The following is a 23383-nucleotide window of genomic DNA, read 5'->3' on the forward strand; positions in this document are numbered from 1 at the left end:
CAAGCTCTTGAAACAACCTGCCGATCACAGCCGAGCGAAGAGGTAGAAGACTTGATATTTCAAGACTTCTACCTGACCTCGCCGGGGGCTGCTTATCAGCTGTGGTCGATCTTGAGCTTGCCTTGATCGATCAGCTCCTTGATCAAGGCGTTCTGATCCGCCGTGGTGGTCAACGAGTGCCCAGCGGTGAGATCCACTCCCTTGAATGTGATCAGTTGATCGTAGTTGGAGCCTGCAGCACCCAAATTTCCATCGGTAGAGACCTTGAGTACGGTATCTGCACCACTCTTGGAGAAATTCAGGAACTTGGACAGATCCTTGCTGCCCTCCTCCCCTTGCAGCAGATCATGCAGGTCCAGCACATCATTGCCGTTGGTGTCGGAGCCGCCTTTACCGAAATCGTTGATCACATCCTTGGCAGGAGCCGCAGTGGTTCCCTGATCGCCCTTGAACCACAGGAAAACATCATCTCCTTCGCCGCCAATCAATGTGTCATCGCCCTTGCCACCGACCAGCACGTCATTGCCCTTGCCGCCACTCAGCGTGTCATTGCCGGAGCCAGCCATCAGGATTTCGCTATCGTTGGTGCCCACCAGGTGGTCACCCGACTGGTAGCTTACTGAGACATTAGCGCTGTCGCTGTGACCGTCGGCCGTCTGTATGGTGTACGAGCTGTTGGCGGTAGCGCCGTCCAGGTTGACGTTGCTGTAGTCGACGTTCATCGTCAGCGTGTAGGTCTCCGCGGCGTTGGAGCCATTTCCGTTGTCGAGAACGTTAACGACGTGGATCTCATAGTCGCCCGACTCCGTCACCGGGATCTTGCCGCCACTCGGGACGACGGTATATTGATCGCCCGAGCCGGCTAGGCGGTACTCCACCCTGATCCAACCGCCGTTCAGGTTGTGGCTCAGCGTCAACACCTCACCCGCAACCAGCGGAACCAGCAGCGTATCCTGATCGTTGCCGTTACTGGCGCCGACCTTGTCCAGATAGCCCTTGACCGCCAGTTGTGCCTTGTTCTCGCCTGCGCCAGTTTTCGTGAACTCGCCGCGCGCGATCGTCAGTTCCTTAGTGTTCTTGTTGTTGGAGATGTCATAGGTCCTCAACGTGCTGCGCGTGAAGTCCTTGCCTTGATCCCAGCCCGTATTCACTGTCAGCGGGCCCATAGTCAGCGCACCCGTACCGCGCACGTCGTTGGCCAGCAGTGCGCCGGACTGAACCGTGAGCTGCGTGCCCAAGATGTTGGTAATGATCTTGTCATTCACCGCATCCGGGGTCTGGTACACCGGCGGGGTCACGTTGACCGTGATGCTGGAGCTTGCCGTGTCGCCGTCGCCGTCCTGCACCGTGAACTGGATGATGTCGGTGCCGGCCGTCTTCGGCACGTAGCGGTAGTTGCCCAGATTGTCGCCGGCCAGGTCCAGCGTGAACTTGCCATGCGCGGTGGTCACGGTCAGTTCGGACGTGGCTGCGTCGAAGCTATACGTGGCGCCCGAGGTGGCGGTCACCTTGTTGGTTGCGGCATCGTAGTTGTAGGTCTTGCCTTCGATGACCAGCTGCGTGATGCGCGCGCCGCTCAGGTCGGCGCCCAACGTGCCGCCCGCGGCGATGTCGCCGTTGATGGGTGGTGCGATGGTGCCGTCGATCGCAGCGTCCAGACCGTTCAGGTTCGTCACCAGGATGGTGTTGCTGTCGCCGGGACGGTCGGGATTGTAGGAGACCGGATCAATGTAGCCGCCAGTCGCACCAGTGCCCAAGCCGATGCCATAGGAATTGATATGGTTGTCGGTGAGGAACGTCTCCCAGGCCGCCTGCTGGGTCGAACCAACCGAGCGATTGCTGTCTGGTTCCCCGTCGGTAAAGAAGTAGGAGATGTTCTGGACGTTGTTTCCTTCAAGCTTGCCCGTGGCAGAGCTGTTCCAGGCGGCCATTGCCTTGTTCAGCGCATCCTGATAATTGGTGCTGCCGCCATAACCTAGGGCATTCACAAACACCTTGGCTTCTGCCAGGGACATCCAGCCGCTGCCCTTTTGCGTGGCACTGCTGTTGAATTCCAGAACCAGAACGCGCACGTCGCCGGCCTCTCCGTACTTGTCGAGCAGGCTGTTGACCGAGGACTTCAGCACGGCCAGGCGGGACAATTGTGTCGAACCGTTGTACACGCCGCTGGCGTAATTCATGCTGCCGGACGTATCCAGCGTCAGCATGATGTTGGTGCCGTGCGAAGACAGCGCCGAGCTTTCCGCGATCGGTTTGAGGCTGGGGGCCGTGTCGGTGATCAGCACGCCCAGGTCGCCCGTTGCCTTGCCGCCGAACTTGTCTTCCACCGTAATCTGGAAGTGGTCCTGCACGTTGGTGTCGTCACCGGTGTGCGCCTGCTGGCCGCTGGTCTGGTAGGTGTAGCTGACCTTGCCGGTCGTGGCGTCGTATCCGGTCAGCGTCAGCGTGCCTTTGCTGGTCGTCAGCGTGACCGGATTGTTCACCAGGTCGGCCAGACGGTCCAGCGTCAGGGACGCGTCGGCGTTGCCCGGGCCGTCGAGCGTCAGCGACTTCAGGCCTGCGCTCGCGGTGATCGTGAACGTGCCGCTACCGGAGGCCAGGGCTTCCGACACGCTGATGGCGCCCGGCGCAGCGAGGTTGTAGTCCTCGATGTTGACGCTGGGAGCAGGAGGTTCCACACCCGCCACTTCGAAGTGGCCAGCAGTGGAGTCACCGTCGGCATCCGTCACCTTGTAGGTGAAGTCGAGCTTGCCGTCCGCAGTGCCTTGCATCGGCTTGTATTGATAAAACTCCCACTTGCCGGTGGCCGGCGTCAAGCGCATCTCGAAGATGAGGTTCCCCGACGGGTCGCGGCCTTCGATCAGATTGCCGTTGCTCAGCGTCGTCGTGATGTTCGCGCCTTCGCGCGTCTTCAGGCTACCTTCCGCGCCCGTCAACTCCAGACGGCCTGCGCCGTCGGCGCCGTAACCGTAGTTCAGCGTGCCTTCGCCGTAGGCGATGGCCTGGACGGTATTGCTACCCAGGAAGGTGATGCCGGTAACGGTGAAGTCGCTGTTGTCGCTGGACGAGTTCTTGTGGTTGTCCGTGGCCGAAATCACGATCGTGTCGAAACCGCCTTCTTCGACGCGGAAGTTGGCTGCGTAGTCGCCGCCGTTCTGGTCGGAGGTGAAGGTGCGTTCGGCGATCAACACGCCATTGCGGTAGAACTTCGCGACGCCGCTTTCCACCTCGCCGCCGTACATGGCGCCGAAATCGATAGTGGCGCCATAGGCAACCTTGCCACCAGTCAGGCGTATGGTCAGTTCTTCGGACGCGCCCTTGCCATCCGGTCCAACGCGGTAGTCGATTTCGTTGGCGATGTTGTGATACGGCGCATCCTTGCTTGCGACACCCAGGCCGGTCTTGCTTTGGTTGACATTGGCGTCGATCAGCGTCAAGTCAGACTTGGACGTGAAGCCCTTGGCCGTGACTTCGATCGCGCCATTGCCGAAGGTCATCTTCATCTGGTTGGTGCTGGTCTGGGAACCAGCGAAGCTCACCTTGCCCGTGTAGACATCAGGGATGTTGGTGGTTTGCACCGAGACGGGGTCGTTCGGTTGCACCACCGGCGAGTCGTCCTCGATCGTGATGTTGATGTTGGTGGACACCGCCGGATTGACGCCATCCGACACCTTGACGCCGACCGACAGGCCCAGCGTGTCTTCACGCGAGGTGTCGGGGTGGTCGACCGGAGCCAGCAGCTTCACGTTGTAGGCGCCGTTATCGTCGATCATGATGACGATGGCGTCCGTGCCGCCCGCGCGGCCCGTCAGCGTGTGTCCATTGTCGGACAGCGTCCAGACTATGGGCGTGCCGTGGGACGTCAGGGCGCCATTGGCGGGCGCAACCAGCGTAATGCTGTAGGTGGTGTTGTTGTCGTCGGTGATCGACAGTTGGCCGTTCGCCTGGGGCGAATCGGTCGTATCCGATGTGCCGTTGCTGTCTTTGATGCCACCAGCCAGGCCTTCTTCGGAGACGGCCGTGTTTCCACCTCCAACGACAGGCGGCTTGTTGATGTCGACGATTGCGGCGTTGCCGCCATCGGTGATGCCCGAGGGCAGCGCGGTGCCGCTGGCGGTGGCACCGGTCAGCGTCGCCGTCAAGGTCATGCTCTCACGGCCTTCGTAAATGCCGTCGGGCGTGGTCGGAACCGTGACCACGATGCCGCCGGTGGTGCCGGCCGGGACCTGGAAGCTGTAGGTGCCGTCGCCGTTGTTCACCAGGGTGACCGTGGTGCCACCGATGGTGACCACGGGCGTGCCGATGTCGTCGGATTCGATGTCACCACCCAGCTTGAAGGTGATGGTGGTGGCGGCGTCGACGGCCTTGCCCAGCGTGATGTTGAACGTGGCGTCGGAGCCTTCGTGGACATTGCCCGGATCGGAGACGTCCAGGGTCGGGACGTCAGCGCCCGGACCTTGGCTGTCGACGATGGCGGCGTTGCCGGTGTCGGTGATGCCGGCGGGCAGATCCACGCCGCTGGCGGTCTTGCCGCTCAGCGTGGCTTCGAGGGTCAGCTTCTCGCTGCCTTCGAAGACGGCGTCGTCGGTGGTCGGAACGGTGACCACGATGCCGCCGGTGGTGCCGGCCGGGACCTGGAAGCTGTAGGTGCCGTCGCCGTTGTTCACCAGGGTGACCGTGGTGCCACCGATGGTGACCACGGGCGTGCCGATGTCGTCGGATTCGATGTCACCACCCAGCTTGAAGGTGATGGTGGTGGCGGCGTCGACGGCCTTGCCCAGCGTGATGTTGAACGTGGCGTCGGAGCCTTCGTGGACATTGCCCGGATCGGAGACGTCCAGGGTCGGGACGTCAGCGCCCGGACCTTGGCTGTCGACGATGGCGGCGTTGCCGGTGTCGGTGATGCCGGCGGGCAGATCCACGCCGCTGGCGGTCTTGCCGCTCAGCGTGGCTTCGAGGGTCAGCTTCTCGCTGCCTTCGAAGACGGCGTCGTCGGTGGTCGGAACGGTGACCACGATGCCGCCGGTGGTGCCGGCCGGGACCTGGAAGCTGTAGGTGCCGTCGCCGTTGTTCACCAGGGTGACCGTGGTGCCACCGATGGTGACCACGGGCGTGCCGATGTCGTCGGATTCGATGTCACCACCCAGCTTGAAGGTGATGGTGGTGGCGGCGTCGACGGCCTTGCCCAGCGTGATGTTGAACGTGGCGTCGGAGCCTTCGTGGACATTGCCCGGATCGGAGACGTCCAGGGTCGGGACGTCAGCGCCCGGACCTTGGCTGTCGACGATGGCGGCGTTGCCGGTGTCGGTGATGCCGGCGGGCAGATCCACGCCGCTGGCGGTCTTGCCGCTCAGCGTGGCTTCGAGGGTCAGCTTCTCGCTGCCTTCGAAGACGGCGTCGTCGGTGGTCGGAACGGTGACCACGATGCCGCCGGTGGTGCCGGCCGGGACCTGGAAGCTGTAGGTGCCGTCGCCGTTGTTCACCAGGGTGACCGTGGTGCCACCGATGGTGACCACGGGCGTGCCGATGTCGTCGGATTCGATGTCACCACCCAGCTTGAAGGTGATGGTGGTGGCGGCGTCGACGGCCTTGCCCAGCGTGATGTTGAACGTGGCGTCGGAGCCTTCGTGGACATTGCCCGGATCGGAGACGTCCAGGGTCGGGACGTCAGCGCCCGGACCTTGGCTGTCGACGATGGCGGCGTTGCCGGTGTCGGTGATGCCGGCGGGCAGATCCACGCCGCTGGCGGTCTTGCCGCTCAGCGTGGCTTCGAGGGTCAGCTTCTCGCTGCCTTCGAAGACGGCGTCGTCGGTGGTCGGAACGGTGACCACGATGCCGCCGGTGGTGCCGGCCGGGACCTGGAAGCTGTAGGTGCCGTCGCCGTTGTTCACCAGGGTGACCGTGGTGCCACCGATGGTGACCACGGGCGTGCCGATGTCGTCGGATTCGATGTCACCACCCAGCTTGAAGGTGATGGTGGTGGCGGCGTCGACGGCCTTGCCCAGCGTGATGTTGAACGTGGCGTCGGAGCCTTCGTGGACATTGCCCGGATCGGAGACGTCCAGGGTCGGGACGTCAGCGCCCGGACCTTGGCTGTCGACGATGGCGGCGTTGCCGGTGTCGGTGATGCCGGCGGGCAGATCCACGCCGCTGGCGGTCTTGCCGCTCAGCGTGGCTTCGAGGGTCAGCTTCTCGCTGCCTTCGAAGACGGCGTCGTCGGTGGTCGGAACGGTGACCACGATGCCGCCGGTGGTGCCGGCCGGGACCTGGAAGCTGTAGGTGCCGTCGCCGTTGTTCACCAGGGTGACCGTGGTGCCACCGATGGTGACCACGGGCGTGCCGATGTCGTCGGATTCGATGTCACCACCCAGCTTGAAGGTGATGGTGGTGGCGGCGTCGACGGCCTTGCCCAGCGTGATGTTGAACGTGGCGTCGGAGCCTTCGTGGACATTGCCCGGATCGGAGACGTCCAGGGTCGGGACGTCAGCGCCCGGACCTTGGCTGTCGACGATGGCGGCGTTGCCGGTGTCGGTGATGCCGGCGGGCAGATCCACGCCGCTGGCGGTCTTGCCGCTCAGCGTGGCTTCGAGGGTCAGCTTCTCGCTGCCTTCGAAGACGGCGTCGTCGGTGGTCGGAACGGTGACCACGATGCCGCCGGTGGTGCCGGCCGGGACCTGGAAGCTGTAGGTGCCGTCGCCGTTGTTCACCAGGGTGACCGTGGTGCCACCGATGGTGACCACGGGCGTGCCGATGTCGTCGGATTCGATGTCACCACCCAGCTTGAAGGTGATGGTGGTGGCGGCGTCGACGGCCTTGCCCAGCGTGATGTTGAACGTGGCGTCGGAGCCTTCGTGGACATTGCCCGGATCGGAGACGTCCAGGGTCGGGACGTCAGCGCCCGGACCTTGGCTGTCGACGATGGCGGCGTTGCCGGTGTCGGTGATGCCGGCGGGCAGATCCACGCCGCTGGCGGTCTTGCCGCTCAGCGTGGCTTCGAGGGTCAGCTTCTCGCTGCCTTCGAAGACGGCGTCGTCGGTGGTCGGAACGGTGACCACGATGCCGCCGGTGGTGCCGGCCGGGACCTGGAAGCTGTAGGTGCCGTCGCCGTTGTTCACCAGGGTGACCGTGGTGCCACCGATGGTGACCACGGGCGTGCCGATGTCGTCGGATTCGATGTCACCACCCAGCTTGAAGGTGATGGTGGTGGCGGCGTCGACGGCCTTGCCCAGCGTGATGTTGAACGTGGCGTCGGAGCCTTCGTGGACATTGCCCGGATCGGAGACGTCCAGGGTCGGGACGTCAGCGCCCGGACCTTGGCTGTCGACGATGGCGGCGTTGCCGGTGTCGGTGATGCCGGCGGGCAGATCCACGCCGCTGGCGGTCTTGCCGCTCAGCGTGGCTTCGAGGGTCAGCTTCTCGCTGCCTTCGAAGACGGCGTCGTCGGTGGTCGGAACGGTGACCACGATGCCGCCGGTGGTGCCGGCCGGGACCTGGAAGCTGTAGGTGCCGTCGCCGTTGTTCACCAGGGTGACCGTGGTGCCACCGATGGTGACCACGGGCGTGCCGATGTCGTCGGATTCGATGTCACCACCCAGCTTGAAGGTGATGGTGGTGGCGGCGTCGACGGCCTTGCCCAGCGTGATGTTGAACGTGGCGTCGGAGCCTTCGTGGACATTGCCCGGATCGGAGACGTCCAGGGTCGGGACGTCAGCGCCCGGACCTTGGCTGTCGACGATGGCGGCGTTGCCGGTGTCGGTGATGCCGGCGGGCAGATCCACGCCGCTGGCGGTCTTGCCGCTCAGCGTGGCTTCGAGGGTCAGCTTCTCGCTGCCTTCGAAGACGGCGTCGTCGGTGGTCGGAACGGTGACCACGATGCCGCCGGTGGTGCCGGCCGGGACCTGGAAGCTGTAGGTGCCGTCGCCGTTGTTCACCAGGGTGACCGTGGTGCCACCGATGGTGACCACGGGCGTGCCGATGTCGTCGGATTCGATGTCACCACCCAGCTTGAAGGTGATGGTGGTGGCGGCGTCGACGGCCTTGCCCAGCGTGATGTTGAACGTGGCGTCGGAGCCTTCGTGGACATTGCCCGGATCGGAGACGTCCAGGGTCGGGACGTCAGCGCCCGGACCTTGGCTGTCGACGATGGCGGCGTTGCCGGTGTCGGTGATGCCGGCGGGCAGATCCACGCCGCTGGCGGTCTTGCCGCTCAGCGTGGCTTCGAGGGTCAGCTTCTCGCTGCCTTCGAAGACGGCGTCGTCGGTGGTCGGAACGGTGACCACGATGCCGCCGGTGGTGCCGGCCGGGACCTGGAAGCTGTAGGTGCCGTCGCCGTTGTTCACCAGGGTGACCGTGGTGCCACCGATGGTGACCACGGGCGTGCCGATGTCGTCGGATTCGATGTCACCACCCAGCTTGAAGGTGATGGTGGTGGCGGCGTCGACGGCCTTGCCCAGCGTGATGTTGAACGTGGCGTCGGAGCCTTCGTGGACATTGCCCGGATCGGAGACGTCCAGGGTCGGGACGTCAGCGCCCGGACCTTGGCTGTCGACGATGGCGGCGTTGCCGGTGTCGGTGATGCCGGCGGGCAGATCCACGCCGCTGGCGGTCTTGCCGCTCAGCGTGGCTTCGAGGGTCAGCTTCTCGCTGCCTTCGAAGACGGCGTCGTCGGTGGTCGGAACGGTGACCACGATGCCGCCGGTGGTGCCGGCCGGGACCTGGAAGCTGTAGGTGCCGTCGCCGTTGTTCACCAGGGTGACCGTGGTGCCACCGATGGTGACCACGGGCGTGCCGATGTCGTCGGATTCGATGTCACCACCCAGCTTGAAGGTGATGGTGGTGGCGGCGTCGACGGCCTTGCCCAGCGTGATGTTGAACGTGGCGTCGGAGCCTTCGTGGACATTGCCCGGATCGGAGACGTCCAGGGTCGGGACGTCAGCGCCCGGACCTTGGCTGTCGACGATGGCGGCGTTGCCGGTGTCGGTGATGCCGGCGGGCAGATCCACGCCGCTGGCGGTCTTGCCGCTCAGCGTGGCTTCGAGGGTCAGCTTCTCGCTGCCTTCGAAGACGGCGTCGTCGGTGGTCGGAACGGTGACCACGATGCCGCCGGTGGTGCCGGCCGGGACCTGGAAGCTGTAGGTGCCGTCGCCGTTGTTCACCAGGGTGACCGTGGTGCCACCGATGGTGACCACGGGCGTGCCGATGTCGTCGGATTCGATGTCACCACCCAGCTTGAAGGTGATGGTGGTGGCGGCGTCGACGGCCTTGCCCAGCGTGATGTTGAACGTGGCGTCGGAGCCTTCGTGGACATTGCCCGGATCGGAGACGTCCAGGGTCGGGACGTCAGCGCCCGGACCTTGGCTGTCGACGATGGCGGCGTTGCCGGTGTCGGTGATGCCGGCGGGCAGATCCACGCCGCTGGCGGTCTTGCCGCTCAGCGTGGCTTCGAGGGTCAGCTTCTCGCTGCCTTCGAAGACGGCGTCGTCGGTGGTCGGAACGGTGACCACGATGCCGCCGGTGGTGCCGGCCGGGACCTGGAAGCTGTAGGTGCCGTCGCCGTTGTTCACCAGGGTGACCGTGGTGCCACCGATGGTGACCACGGGCGTGCCGATGTCGTCGGATTCGATGTCACCACCCAGCTTGAAGGTGATGGTGGTGGCGGCGTCGACGGCCTTGCCCAGCGTGATGTTGAACGTGGCGTCGGAGCCTTCGTGGACATTGCCCGGATCGGAGACGTCCAGGGTCGGGACGTCAGCGCCCGGACCTTGGCTGTCGACGATGGCGGCGTTGCCGGTGTCGGTGATGCCGGCGGGCAGATCCACGCCGCTGGCGGTCTTGCCGCTCAGCGTGGCTTCGAGGGTCAGCTTCTCGCTGCCTTCGAAGACGGCGTCGTCGGTGGTCGGAACGGTGACCACGATGCCGCCGGTGGTGCCGGCCGGGACCTGGAAGCTGTAGGTGCCGTCGCCGTTGTTCACCAGGGTGACCGTGGTGCCACCGATGGTGACCACGGGCGTGCCGATGTCGTCGGATTCGATGTCACCACCCAGCTTGAAGGTGATGGTGGTGGCGGCGTCGACGGCCTTGCCCAGCGTGATGTTGAACGTGGCGTCGGAGCCTTCGTGGACATTGCCCGGATCGGAGACGTCCAGGGTCGGGACGTCAGCGCCCGGACCTTGGCTGTCGACGATGGCGGCGTTGCCGGTGTCGGTGATGCCGGCGGGCAGATCCACGCCGCTGGCGGTCTTGCCGCTCAGCGTGGCTTCGAGGGTCAGCTTCTCGCTGCCTTCGAAGACGGCGTCGTCGGTGGTCGGAACGGTGACCACGATGCCGCCGGTGGTGCCGGCCGGGACCTGGAAGCTGTAGGTGCCGTCGCCGTTGTTCACCAGGGTGACCGTGGTGCCACCGATGGTGACCACGGGCGTGCCGATGTCGTCGGATTCGATGTCACCACCCAGCTTGAAGGTGATGGTGGTGGCGGCGTCGACGGCCTTGCCCAGCGTGATGTTGAACGTGGCGTCGGAGCCTTCGTGGACATTGCCCGGATCGGAGACGTCCAGGGTCGGGACGTCAGCGCCCGGACCTTGGCTGTCGACGATGGCGGCGTTGCCGGTGTCGGTGATGCCGGCGGGCAGATCCACGCCGCTGGCGGTCTTGCCGCTCAGCGTGGCTTCGAGGGTCAGCTTCTCGCTGCCTTCGAAGACGGCGTCGTCGGTGGTCGGAACGGTGACCACGATGCCGCCGGTGGTGCCGGCCGGGACCTGGAAGCTGTAGGTGCCGTCGCCGTTGTTCACCAGGGTGACCGTGGTGCCACCGATGGTGACCACGGGCGTGCCGATGTCGTCGGATTCGATGTCACCACCCAGCTTGAAGGTGATGGTGGTGGCGGCGTCGACGGCCTTGCCCAGCGTGATGTTGAACGTGGCGTCGGAGCCTTCGTGGACATTGCCCGGATCGGAGACGTCCAGGGTCGGGACGTCAGCGCCCGGACCTTGGCTGTCGACGATGGCGGCGTTGCCGGTGTCGGTGATGCCGGCGGGCAGATCCACGCCGCTGGCGGTCTTGCCGCTCAGCGTGGCTTCGAGGGTCAGCTTCTCGCTGCCTTCGAAGACGGCGTCGTCGGTGGTCGGAACGGTGACCACGATGCCGCCGGTGGTGCCGGCCGGGACCTGGAAGCTGTAGGTGCCGTCGCCGTTGTTCACCAGGGTGACCGTGGTGCCACCGATGGTGACCACGGGCGTGCCGATGTCGTCGGATTCGATGTCACCACCCAGCTTGAAGGTGATGGTGGTGGCGGCGTCGACGGCCTTGCCCAGCGTGATGTTGAACGTGGCGTCGGAGCCTTCGTGGACATTGCCCGGATCGGAGACGTCCAGGGTCGGGACGTCAGCGCCCGGACCTTGGCTGTCGACGATGGCGGCGTTGCCGGTGTCGGTGATGCCGGCGGGCAGATCCACGCCGCTGGCGGTCTTGCCGCTCAGCGTGGCTTCGAGGGTCAGCTTCTCGCTGCCTTCGAAGACGGCGTCGTCGGTGGTCGGAACGGTGACCACGATGCCGCCGGTGGTGCCGGCCGGGACCTGGAAGCTGTAGGTGCCGTCGCCGTTGTTCACCAGGGTGACCGTGGTGCCACCGATGGTGACCACGGGCGTGCCGATGTCGTCGGATTCGATGTCACCACCCAGCTTGAAGGTGATGGTGGTGGCGGCGTCGACGGCCTTGCCCAGCGTGATGTTGAACGTGGCGTCGGAGCCTTCGTGGACATTGCCCGGATCGGAGACGTCCAGGGTCGGGACGTCAGCGCCCGGACCTTGGCTGTCGACGATGGCGGCGTTGCCGGTGTCGGTGATGCCGGCGGGCAGATCCACGCCGCTGGCGGTCTTGCCGCTCAGCGTGGCTTCGAGGGTCAGCTTCTCGCTGCCTTCGAAGACGGCGTCGTCGGTGGTCGGAACGGTGACCACGATGCCGCCGGTGGTGCCGGCCGGGACCTGGAAGCTGTAGGTGCCGTCGCCGTTGTTCACCAGGGTGACCGTGGTGCCACCGATGGTGACCACGGGCGTGCCGATGTCGTCGGATTCGATGTCACCACCCAGCTTGAAGGTGATGGTGGTGGCGGCGTCGACGGCCTTGCCCAGCGTGATGTTGAACGTGGCGTCGGAGCCTTCGTGGACATTGCCCGGATCGGAGACGTCCAGGGTCGGGACGTCAGCGCCCGGACCTTGGCTGTCGACGATGGCGGCGTTGCCGGTGTCGGTGATGCCGGCGGGCAGATCCACGCCGCTGGCGGTCTTGCCGCTCAGCGTGGCTTCGAGGGTCAGCTTCTCGCTGCCTTCGAAGACGGCGTCGTCGGTGGTCGGAACGGTGACCACGATGCCGCCGGTGGTGCCGGCCGGGACCTGGAAGCTGTAGGTGCCGTCGCCGTTGTTCACCAGGGTGACCGTGGTGCCACCGATGGTGACCACGGGCGTGCCGATGTCGTCGGATTCGATGTCACCACCCAGCTTGAAGGTGATGGTGGTGGCGGCGTCGACGGCCTTGCCCAGCGTGATGTTGAACGTGGCGTCGGAGCCTTCGTGGACATTGCCCGGATCGGAGACGTCCAGGGTCGGGACGTCAGCGCCCGGACCTTGGCTGTCGACGATGGCGGCGTTGCCGGTGTCGGTGATGCCGGCGGGCAGATCCACGCCGCTGGCGGTCTTGCCGCTCAGCGTGGCTTCGAGGGTCAGCTTCTCGCTGCCTTCGAAGACGGCGTCGTCGGTGGTCGGAACGGTGACCACGATGCCGCCGGTGGTGCCGGCCGGGACCTGGAAGCTGTAGGTGCCGTCGCCGTTGTTCACCAGGGTGACCGTGGTGCCACCGATGGTGACCACGGGCGTGCCGATGTCGTCGGATTCGATGTCACCACCCAGCTTGAAGGTGATGGTGGTGGCGGCGTCGACGGCCTTGCCCAGCGTGATGTTGAACGTGGCGTCGGAGCCTTCGTGGACATTGCCCGGATCGGAGACGTCCAGGGTCGGGACGTCAGCGCCCGGACCTTGGCTGTCGACGATGGCGGCGTTGCCGGTGTCGGTGATGCCGGCGGGCAGATCCACGCCGCTGGCGGTCTTGCCGCTCAGCGTGGCTTCGAGGGTCAGCTTCTCGCTGCCTTCGAAGACGGCGTCGTCGGTGGTCGGAACGGTGACCACGATGCCGCCGGTGGTGCCGGCCGGGACCTGGAAGCTGTAGGTGCCGTCGCCGTTGTTCACCAGGGTGACCGTGGTGCCACCGATGGTGACCACGGGCGTGCCGATGTCGTCGGATTCGATGTCACCACCCAGCTTGAAGGTGATGGTGGTGGCGGCGTCGACGGCCTTGCCCAGCGTGATGTTGAACGTGGCGTCGGAGCCTTCGTGGACATTGCCCGGATCGGAGACGTCCAGGGTCGGGACGTCAGCGCCCGGACCTTGGCTGTCGACGATGGCGGCGTTGCCGGTGTCGGTGATGCCGGCGGGCAGATCCACGCCGCTGGCGGTCTTGCCGCTCAGCGTGGCTTCGAGGGTCAGCTTCTCGCTGCCTTCGAAGACGGCGTCGTCGGTGGTCGGAACGGTGACCACGATGCCGCCGGTGGTGCCGGCCGGGACCTGGAAGCTGTAGGTGCCGTCGCCGTTGTTCACCAGGGTGACCGTGGTGCCACCGATGGTGACCACGGGCGTGCCGATGTCGTCGGATTCGATGTCACCACCCAGCTTGAAGGTGATGGTGGTGGCGGCGTCGACGGCCTTGCCCAGCGTGATGTTGAACGTGGCGTCGGAGCCTTCGTGGACATTGCCCGGATCGGAGACGTCCAGGGTCGGGACGTCAGCGCCCGGACCTTGGCTGTCGACGATGGCGGCGTTGCCGGTGTCGGTGATGCCGGCGGGCAGATCCACGCCGCTGGCGGTCTTGCCGCTCAGCGTGGCTTCGAGGGTCAGCTTCTCGCTGCCTTCGAAGACGGCGTCGTCGGTGGTCGGAACGGTGACCACGATGCCGCCGGTGGTGCCGGCCGGGACCTGGAAGCTGTAGGTGCCGTCGCCGTTGTTCACCAGGGTGACCGTGGTGCCACCGATGGTGACCACGGGCGTGCCGATGTCGTCGGATTCGATGTCACCACCCAGCTTGAAGGTGATGGTGGTGGCGGCGTCGACGGCCTTGCCCAGCGTGATGTTGAACGTGGCGTCGGAGCCTTCGTGGACATTGCCCGGATCGGAGACGTCCAGGGTCGGGACGTCAGCGCCCGGACCTTGGCTGTCGACGATGGCGGCGTTGCCGGTGTCGGTGATGCCGGCGGGCAGATCCACGCCGCTGGCGGTCTTGCCGCTCAGCGTGGCTTCGAGGGTCAGCTTCTCGCTGCCTTCGAAGACGGCGTCGTCGGTGGTCGGAACGGTGACCACGATGCCGCCGGTGGTGCCGGCCGGGACCTGGAAGCTGTAGGTGCCGTCGCCGTTGTTCACCAGGGTGACCGTGGTGCCACCGATGGTGACCACGGGCGTGCCGATGTCGTCGGATTCGATGTCACCACCCAGCTTGAAGGTGATGGTGGTGGCGGCGTCGACGGCCTTGCCCAGCGTGATGTTGAACGTGGCGTCGGAGCCTTCGTGGACATTGCCCGGATCGGAGACGTCCAGGGTCGGGACGTCAGCGCCCGGACCTTGGCTGTCGACGATGGCGGCGTTGCCGGTGTCGGTGATGCCGGCGGGCAGATCCACGCCGCTGGCGGTCTTGCCGCTCAGCGTGGCTTCGAGGGTCAGCTTCTCGCTGCCTTCGAAGACGGCGTCGTCGGTGGTCGGAACGGTGACCACGATGCCGCCGGTGGTGCCGGCCGGGACCTGGAAGCTGTAGGTGCCGTCGCCGTTGTTCACCAGGGTGACCGTGGTGCCACCGATGGTGACCACGGGCGTGCCGATGTCGTCGGATTCGATGTCACCACCCAGCTTGAAGGTGATGGTGGTGGCGGCGTCGACGGCCTTGCCCAGCGTGATGTTGAACGTGGCGTCGGAGCCTTCGTGGACATTGCCCGGATCGGAGACGTCCAGGGTCGGGACGTCAGCGCCCGGACCTTGGCTGTCGACGATGGCGGCGTTGCCGGTGTCGGTGATGCCGGCGGGCAGATCCACGCCGCTGGCGGTCTTGCCGCTCAGCGTGGCTTCGAGGGTCAGCTTCTCGCTGCCTTCGAAGACGGCGTCGTCGGTGGTCGGAACGGTGACCACGATGCCGCCGGTGGTGCCGGCCGGGACCTGGAAGCTGTAGGTGCCGTCGCCGTTGTTCACCAGGGTGACCGTGGTGCCACCGATGGTGACCACGGGCGTGCCGATGTCGTCGGATTCGATGTCACCACCCAGCTTGAAGGTGATGGTGGTGGCGGCGTCGACGGCCTTGCCCAGCGTGATGTTGAACGTGGCGTCGGAGCCTTCGTGGACATTGCCCGGATCGGAGACGTCCAGGGTCGGGACGTCAGCGCCCGGACCTTGGCTGTCGACGATGGCGGCGTTGCCGGTGTCGGTGATGCCGGCGGGCAGATCCACGCCGCTGGCGGTCTTGCCGCTCAGCGTGGCTTCGAGGGTCAGCTTCTCGCTGCCTTCGAAGACGGCGTCGTCGGTGGTCGGAACGGTGACCACGATGCCGCCGGTGGTGCCGGCCGGGACCTGGAAGCTGTAGGTGCCGTCGCCGTTGTTCACCAGGGTGACCGTGGTGCCACCGATGGTGACCACGGGCGTGCCGATGTCGTCGGATTCGATGTCACCACCCAGCTTGAAGGTGATGGTGGTGGCGGCGTCGACGGCCTTGCCCAGCGTGATGTTGAACGTGGCGTCGGAGCCTTCGTGGACATTGCCCGGATCGGAGACGTCCAGGGTCGGGACGTCAGCGCCCGGACCTTGGCTGTCGACGATGGCGGCGTTGCCGGTGTCGGTGATGCCGGCGGGCAGATCCACGCCGCTGGCGGTCTTGCCGCTCAGCGTGGCTTCGAGGGTCAGCTTCTCGCTGCCTTCGAAGACGGCGTCGTCGGTGGTCGGAACGGTGACCACGATGCCGCCGGTGGTGCCGGCCGGGACCTGGAAGCTGTAGGTGCCGTCGCCGTTGTTCACCAGGGTGACCGTGGTGCCACCGATGGTGACCACGGGCGTGCCGATGTCGTCGGATTCGATGTCACCACCCAGCTTGAAGGTGATGGTGGTGGCGGCGTCGACGGCCTTGCCCAGCGTGATGTTGAACGTGGCGTCGGAGCCTTCGTGGACATTGCCCGGATCGGAGACGTCCAGGGTCGGGACGTCAGCGCCCGGACCTTGGCTGTCGACGATGGCGGCGTTGCCGGTGTCGGTGATGCCGGCGGGCAGATCCACGCCGCTGGCGGTCTTGCCGCTCAGCGTGGCTTCGAGGGTCAGCTTCTCGCTGCCTTCGAAGACGGCGTCGTCGGTGGTCGGAACGGTGACCACGATGCCGCCGGTGGTGCCGGCCGGGACCTGGAAGCTGTAGGTGCCGTCGCCGTTGTTCACCAGGGTGACCGTGGTGCCACCGATGGTGACCACGGGCGTGCCGATGTCGTCGGATTCGATGTCACCACCCAGCTTGAAGGTGATGGTGGTGGCGGCGTCGACGGCCTTGCCCAGCGTGATGTTGAACGTGGCGTCGGAGCCTTCGTGGACATTGCCCGGATCGGAGACGTCCAGGGTCGGGACGTCAGCGCCCGGACCTTGGCTGTCGACGATGGCGGCGTTGCCGGTGTCGGTGATGCCGGCGGGCAGATCCACGCCGCTGGCGGTCTTGCCGCTCAGCGTGGCTTCGAGGGTCAGCTTCTCGCTGCCTTCGAAGACGGCGTCGTCGGTGGTCGGAACGGTGACCACGATGCCGCCGGTGGTGCCGGCCGGGACCTGGAAGCTGTAGGTGCCGTCGCCGTTGTTCACCAGGGTGACCGTGGTGCCACCGATGGTGACCACGGGCGTGCCGATGTCGTCGGATTCGATGTCACCACCCAGCTTGAAGGTGATGGTGGTGGCGGCGTCGACGGCCTTGCCCAGCGTGATGTTGAACGTGGCGTCGGAGCCTTCGTGGACATTGCCCGGATCGGAGACGTCCAGGGTCGGGACGTCAGCGCCCGGACCTTGGCTGTCGACGATGGCGGCGTTGCCGGTGTCGGTGATGCCGGCGGGCAGATCCACGCCGCTGGCGGTCTTGCCGCTCAGCGTGGCTTCGAGGGTCAGCTTCTCGCTGCCTTCGAAGACGGCGTCGTCGGTGGTCGGAACGGTGACCACGATGCCGCCGGTGGTGCCGGCCGGGACCTGGAAGCTGTAGGTGCCGTCGCCGTTGTTCACCAGGGTGACCGTGGTGCCACCGATGGTGACCACGGGCGTGCCGATGTCGTCGGATTCGATGTCACCACCCAGCTTGAAGGTGATGGTGGTGGCGGCGTCGACGGCCTTGCCCAGCGTGATGTTGAACGTGGCGTCGGAGCCTTCGTGGACATTGCCCGGATCGGAGACGTCCAGGGTCGGGACGTCAGCGCCCGGACCTTGGCTGTCGACGATGGCGGCGTTGCCGGTGTCGGTGATGCCGGCGGGCAGATCCACGCCGCTGGCGGTCTTGCCGCTCAGCGTGGCTTCGAGGGTCAGCTTCTCGCTGCCTTCGAAGACGGCGTCGTCGGTGGTCGGAACGGTGACCACGATGCCGCCGGTGGTGCCGGCCGGGACCTGGAAGCTGTAGGTGCCGTCGCCGTTGTTCACCAGGGTGACCGTGGTGCCACCGATGGTGACCACGGGCGTGCCGATGTCGTCGGATTCGATGTCACCACCCAGCTTGAAGGTGATGGTGGTGGCGGCGTCGACGGCCTTGCCCAGCGTGATGTTGAACGTGGCGTCGGAGCCTTCGTGGACATTGCCCGGATCGGAGACGTCCAGGGTCGGGACGTCAGCGCCCGGACCTTGGCTGTCGACGATGGCGGCGTTGCCGGTGTCGGTGATGCCGGCGGGCAGATCCACGCCGCTGGCGGTCTTGCCGCTCAGCGTGGCTTCGAGGGTCAGCTTCTCGCTGCCTTCGAAGACGGCGTCGTCGGTGGTCGGAACGGTGACCACGATGCCGCCGGTGGTGCCGGCCGGGACCTGGAAGCTGTAGGTGCCGTCGCCGTTGTTCACCAGGGTGACCGTGGTGCCACCGATGGTGACCACGGGCGTGCCGATGTCGTCGGATTCGATGTCACCACCCAGCTTGAAGGTGATGGTGGTGGCGGCGTCGACGGCCTTGCCCAGCGTGATGTTGAACGTGGCGTCGGAGCCTTCGTGGACATTGCCCGGATCGGAGACGTCCAGGGTCGGGACGTCAGCGCCCGGACCTTGGCTGTCGACGATGGCGGCGTTGCCGGTGTCGGTGATGCCGGCGGGCAGATCCACGCCGCTGGCGGTCTTGCCGCTCAGCGTGGCTTCGAGGGTCAGCTTCTCGCTGCCTTCGAAGACGGCGTCGTCGGTGGTCGGAACGGTGACCACGATGCCGCCGGTGGTGCCGGCCGGGACCTGGAAGCTGTAGGTGCCGTCGCCGTTGTTCACCAGGGTGACCGTGGTGCCACCGATGGTGACCACGGGCGTGCCGATGTCGTCGGATTCGATGTCACCACCCAGCTTGAAGGTGATGGTGGTGGCGGCGTCGACGGCCTTGCCCAGCGTGATGTTGAACGTGGCGTCGGAGCCTTCGTGGACATTGCCCGGATCGGAGACGTCCAGGGTCGGGACGTCAGCGCCCGGACCTTGGCTGTCGACGATGGCGGCGTTGCCGGTGTCGGTGATGCCGGCGGGCAGATCCACGCCGCTGGCGGTCTTGCCGCTCAGCGTGGCTTCGAGGGTCAGCTTCTCGCTGCCTTCGAAGACGGCGTCGTCGGTGGTCGGAACGGTGACCACGATGCCGCCGGTGGTGCCGGCCGGGACCTGGAAGCTGTAGGTGCCGTCGCCGTTGTTCACCAGGGTGACCGTGGTGCCACCGATGGTGACCACGGGCGTGCCGATGTCGTCGGATTCGATGTCACCACCCAGCTTGAAGGTGATGGTGGTGGCGGCGTCGACGGCCTTGCCCAGCGTGATGTTGAACGTGGCGTCGGAGCCTTCGTGGACATTGCCCGGATCGGAGACGTCCAGGGTCGGGACGTCAGCGCCCGGACCTTGGCTGTCGACGATGGCGGCGTTGCCGGTGTCGGTGATGCCGGCGGGCAGATCCACGCCGCTGGCGGTCTTGCCGCTCAGCGTGGCTTCGAGGGTCAGCTTCTCGCTGCCTTCGAAGACGGCGTCGTCGGTGGTCGGAACGGTGACCACGATGCCGCCGGTGGTGCCGGCCGGGACCTGGAAGCTGTAGGTGCCGTCGCCGTTGTTCACCAGGGTGACCGTGGTGCCACCGATGGTGACCACGGGCGTGCCGATGTCGTCGGATTCGATGTCACCACCCAGCTTGAAGGTGATGGTGGTGGCGGCGTCGACGGCCTTGCCCAGCGTGATGTTGAACGTGGCGTCGGAGCCTTCGTGGACATTGCCCGGATCGGAGACGTCCAGGGTCGGGACGTCAGCGCCCGGACCTTGGCTGTCGACGATGGCGGCGTTGCCGGTGTCGGTGATGCCGGCGGGCAGATCCACGCCGCTGGCGGTCTTGCCGCTCAGCGTGGCTTCGAGGGTCAGCTTCTCGCTGCCTTCGAAGACGGCGTCGTCGGTGGTCGGAACGGTGACCACGATGCCGCCGGTGGTGCCGGCCGGGACCTGGAAGCTGTAGGTGCCGTCGCCGTTGTTCACCAGGGTGACCGTGGTGCCACCGATGGTGACCACGGGCGTGCCGATGTCGTCGGATTCGATGTCACCACCCAGCTTGAAGGTGATGGTGGTGGCGGCGTCGACGGCCTTGCCCAGCGTGATGTTGAACGTGGCGTCGGAGCCTTCGTGGACATTGCCCGGATCGGAGACGTCCAGGGTCGGGACGTCAGCGCCCGGACCTTGGCTGTCGACGATGGCGGCGTTGCCGGTGTCGGTGATGCCGGCGGGCAGATCCACGCCGCTGGCGGTCTTGCCGCTCAGCGTGGCTTCGAGGGTCAGCTTCTCGCTGCCTTCGAAGACGGCGTCGTCGGTGGTCGGAACGGTGACCACGATGCCGCCGGTGGTGCCGGCCGGGACCTGGAAGCTGTAGGTGCCGTCGCCGTTGTTCACCAGGGTGACCGTGGTGCCACCGATGGTGACCACGGGCGTGCCGATGTCGTCGGATTCGATGTCACCACCCAGCTTGAAGGTGATGGTGGTGGCGGCGTCGACGGCCTTGCCCAGCGTGATGTTGAACGTGGCGTCGGAGCCTTCGTGGACATTGCCCGGATCGGAGACGTCCAGGGTCGGGACGTCAGCGCCCGGACCTTGGCTGTCGACGATGGCGGCGTTGCCGGTGTCGGTGATGCCGGCGGGCAGATCCACGCCGCTGGCGGTCTTGCCGCTCAGCGTGGCTTCGAGGGTCAGCTTCTCGCTGCCTTCGAAGACGGCGTCGTCGGTGGTCGGAACGGTGACCACGATGCCGCCGGTGGTGCCGGCCGGGACCTGGAAGCTGTAGGTGCCGTCGCCGTTGTTCACCAGGGTGACCGTGGTGCCACCGATGGTGACCACGGGCGTGCCGATGTCGTCGGATTCGATGTCACCACCCAGCTTGAAGGTGATGGTGGTGGCGGCGTCGACGGCCTTGCCCAGCGTGATGTTGAACGTGGCGTCGGAGCCTTCGTGGACATTGCCCGGATCGGAGACGTCCAGGGTCGGGACGTCAGCGCCCGGACCTTGGCTGTCGACGATGGCGGCGTTGCCGGTGTCGGTGATGCCGGCGGGCAGATCCACGCCGCTGGCGGTCTTGCCGCTCAGCGTGGCTTCGAGGGTCAGCTTCTCGCTGCCTTCGAAGACGGCGTCGTCGGTGGTCGGAACGGTGACCACGATGCCGCCGGTGGTGCCGGCCGGGACCTGGAAGCTGTAGGTGCCGTCGCCGTTGTTCACCAGGGTGACCGTGGTGCCACCGATGGTGACCACGGGCGTGCCGATGTCGTCGGATTCGATGTCACCACCCAGCTTGAAGGTGATGGTGGTGGCGGCGTCGACGGCCTTGCCCAGCGTGATGTTGAACGTGGCGTCGGAGCCTTCGTGGACATTGCCCGGATCGGAGACGTCCAGGGTCGGGACGTCAGCGCCCGGATTGGGGTTGCCCGGATCCGTGCTTTCGGTGTCGACGATTACGGCATTACCCGAGTCGGAGATGCCGGACGGCAGCGTGCCACTGGACGTTTCCCCGGTCAAGGTAGCCGTGAGCGTCATCTGCTCACGGCCTTCAAAGACTGCGTCGTCGTGGGTCGGAACCGTGACCACGATGCCTCCCGTGGTGCCAGCGGGAAGCGTGAAGCTGTAGGTGCCGTCGGCATTCGCTGTGACCTGGACGGTCTGGCCCCCGATGGTGACCGTCGGCGCTCCGTGATCGGCCGTTTCGATCTGGCCGTCCAGCTTGAGCGTGACCGTGGTGTCCTTGTCAAGGTCGACCGTGTTTTGCAGGCTGATGTTGAACGTGGCCGAGGAACCTTCGTTCACGTCACCGGCGTCGGAGACGGTAATCGTGGGTACGTCGAGGACCGGCGTGACACCGATATTGATGATCGAAGTGGCTTTGCCGCCATTGCCGTCGTCGACGATGACCGTGAACTGGTCAGGACCGTTGTAATTCTCGTTCGGCGTGTAGGTATATTCACCCGTGGTCGGGTTGAACACCAGCGTGCCATTCTCCGGCTGCTTGTCGACCGTGTAGGTCAGGTTGTCGCCATCGACGTCGGTGCCGACGACCTTGCCTCTAACGGGCTGTTCCTCGGGCGTCGTATGCTCATAATTGGGAACCAGCGGTGCGTCATTGACCGGGGTGACGCCGATCTCGATGACGGAAGTGGTCTTGCCGCCGTGGCCGTCATCGACGATGACCGTGAACTGATCGGGGCCGTTATAGTTTTCGTTCGGCGTGTAGGTGTACTCGCCGGTGGTCTGATTGAATTCCAGCTTGCCATGCTCGGGCTGCTTGTCGACCGTGTAGGTCAGCGTGTCGCCATCGGGATCGGTGCCGGTGACCTTGCCGCTGACGGGCTGGTCTTCCGGCGTGGTGTGCTGATAGTTGGGCGCCACGGGCAGATCGTTGGTGCCGGTGATGGTGACGGTGATAGTCTGAGTCGCTGTGCCGCCGTGACCGTCGTTGACGGTCACGGTGATGGTATCGGTGACCTTCTGACCTTCGGCCAGGGCCTGGACCTTGGGGTCTTCGTTGTTCAGCACATAGGTCCACTCGCCGTTCTGGTCAACCGAGAAGTTGCCGTACTGGCCCTTACCTTCGTTGCTGACGCTCCAGCTGTGGGTATCGGTGATGTCGACATCGGCCACGTCGAGCTTGCCGGTGACCACCGACACGCCGTCTTCGGCCAAAGCCCCGTCGGCCTTGCCGGTGAGGACTGGATCGTCGTTGGTGCCAACGATGGTGACAGTCAATGTCGAGGAAGAACTGGCCCCGTCTTTATCGATCAGGGTATACGTAAAAGTTTCGACCAGGGTCTCACCCACACCCAATGCCTGCACAACATTCAAGCTGCTATCAAGCTGATAGCTATAGCTGCCATCGGAATTGAGGGTAATCTTGCCGTACTGCCCTTGATCTGCGCCAACCAGAACAACTCGATGCTCTGTCAGAGTCCCCTCACCCAACCTATCGTTGGCGAGCACATTGCCTTGCAAGGCAGATACGGCATCTTCGAAGATCACACCCGAATCAGCACTTGCCTGGGGAATGCTTGTGGCAGGCTGGATCGGCGTAACTTGATCCGTGCTGTCCGCCAAAGCGCCCACCCCACTAAAAAGTGGAAGTACCGTAGTCGCTGGTACAGAACGTCCGTACTCCAGCGCCAGCGGCGACACTGCCTCAATGATGCTGGAAAGGCGCACAAAAGTGCTGCCACCCTCGCTGCCGCCAGACAATGTGGCCGCCGTGGGATCCAGCTCATCGAACGGATCCTGGCCGGCGTTGATGGCCGCAATGATCTGGTCAATCTCTGCACTCGCGGGACTCGCTACAGCAGCCTCTTCCACTGTAGGCGGCTGAATCAGGTCTGCGGTGAGATGCACATCCTGGTTCTCGCCCACCATCAGCGGTGGCTGGCCGTCCGCCTGCAACTGCACGGTGCTGCCGGAAGCCGTCACTATCTCGGCGTCAGCGGGAATGCGCATGCCTTCACGGAGCACCGTCAGATTGCCATCAGAACCACGCATCCAAGCCTGGCCAGTGAGTTTGGTAACGAGAACGGTTTGAGCTGCCATGAGGGTCTGCCTATCCAGTCAGATTAAAAAGTGAAGGTGCACAAAGGCACCTCTCC

The 23383-nt window shown here is 65.5% G+C and carries 1 protein-coding gene; it reads right to left on the reverse strand.

The features are described from left to right. Positions 1–95: 95 nt before the first annotated feature. The gene (locus F0P97_RS17955; RefSeq protein ID WP_182283366.1) at positions 96–23327 is read right to left on the reverse strand and encodes a tandem-95 repeat protein; all 23232 of its coding nucleotides are present in this window, start codon (positions 23325–23327) and stop codon (positions 96–98) included. Positions 23328–23383 lie beyond the last annotated feature (56 nt).

The organism is Comamonas testosteroni, from assembly GCF_014076415.1.
Lineage (GTDB): Bacteria > Pseudomonadota > Gammaproteobacteria > Burkholderiales > Burkholderiaceae_C > Comamonas > Comamonas testosteroni_F.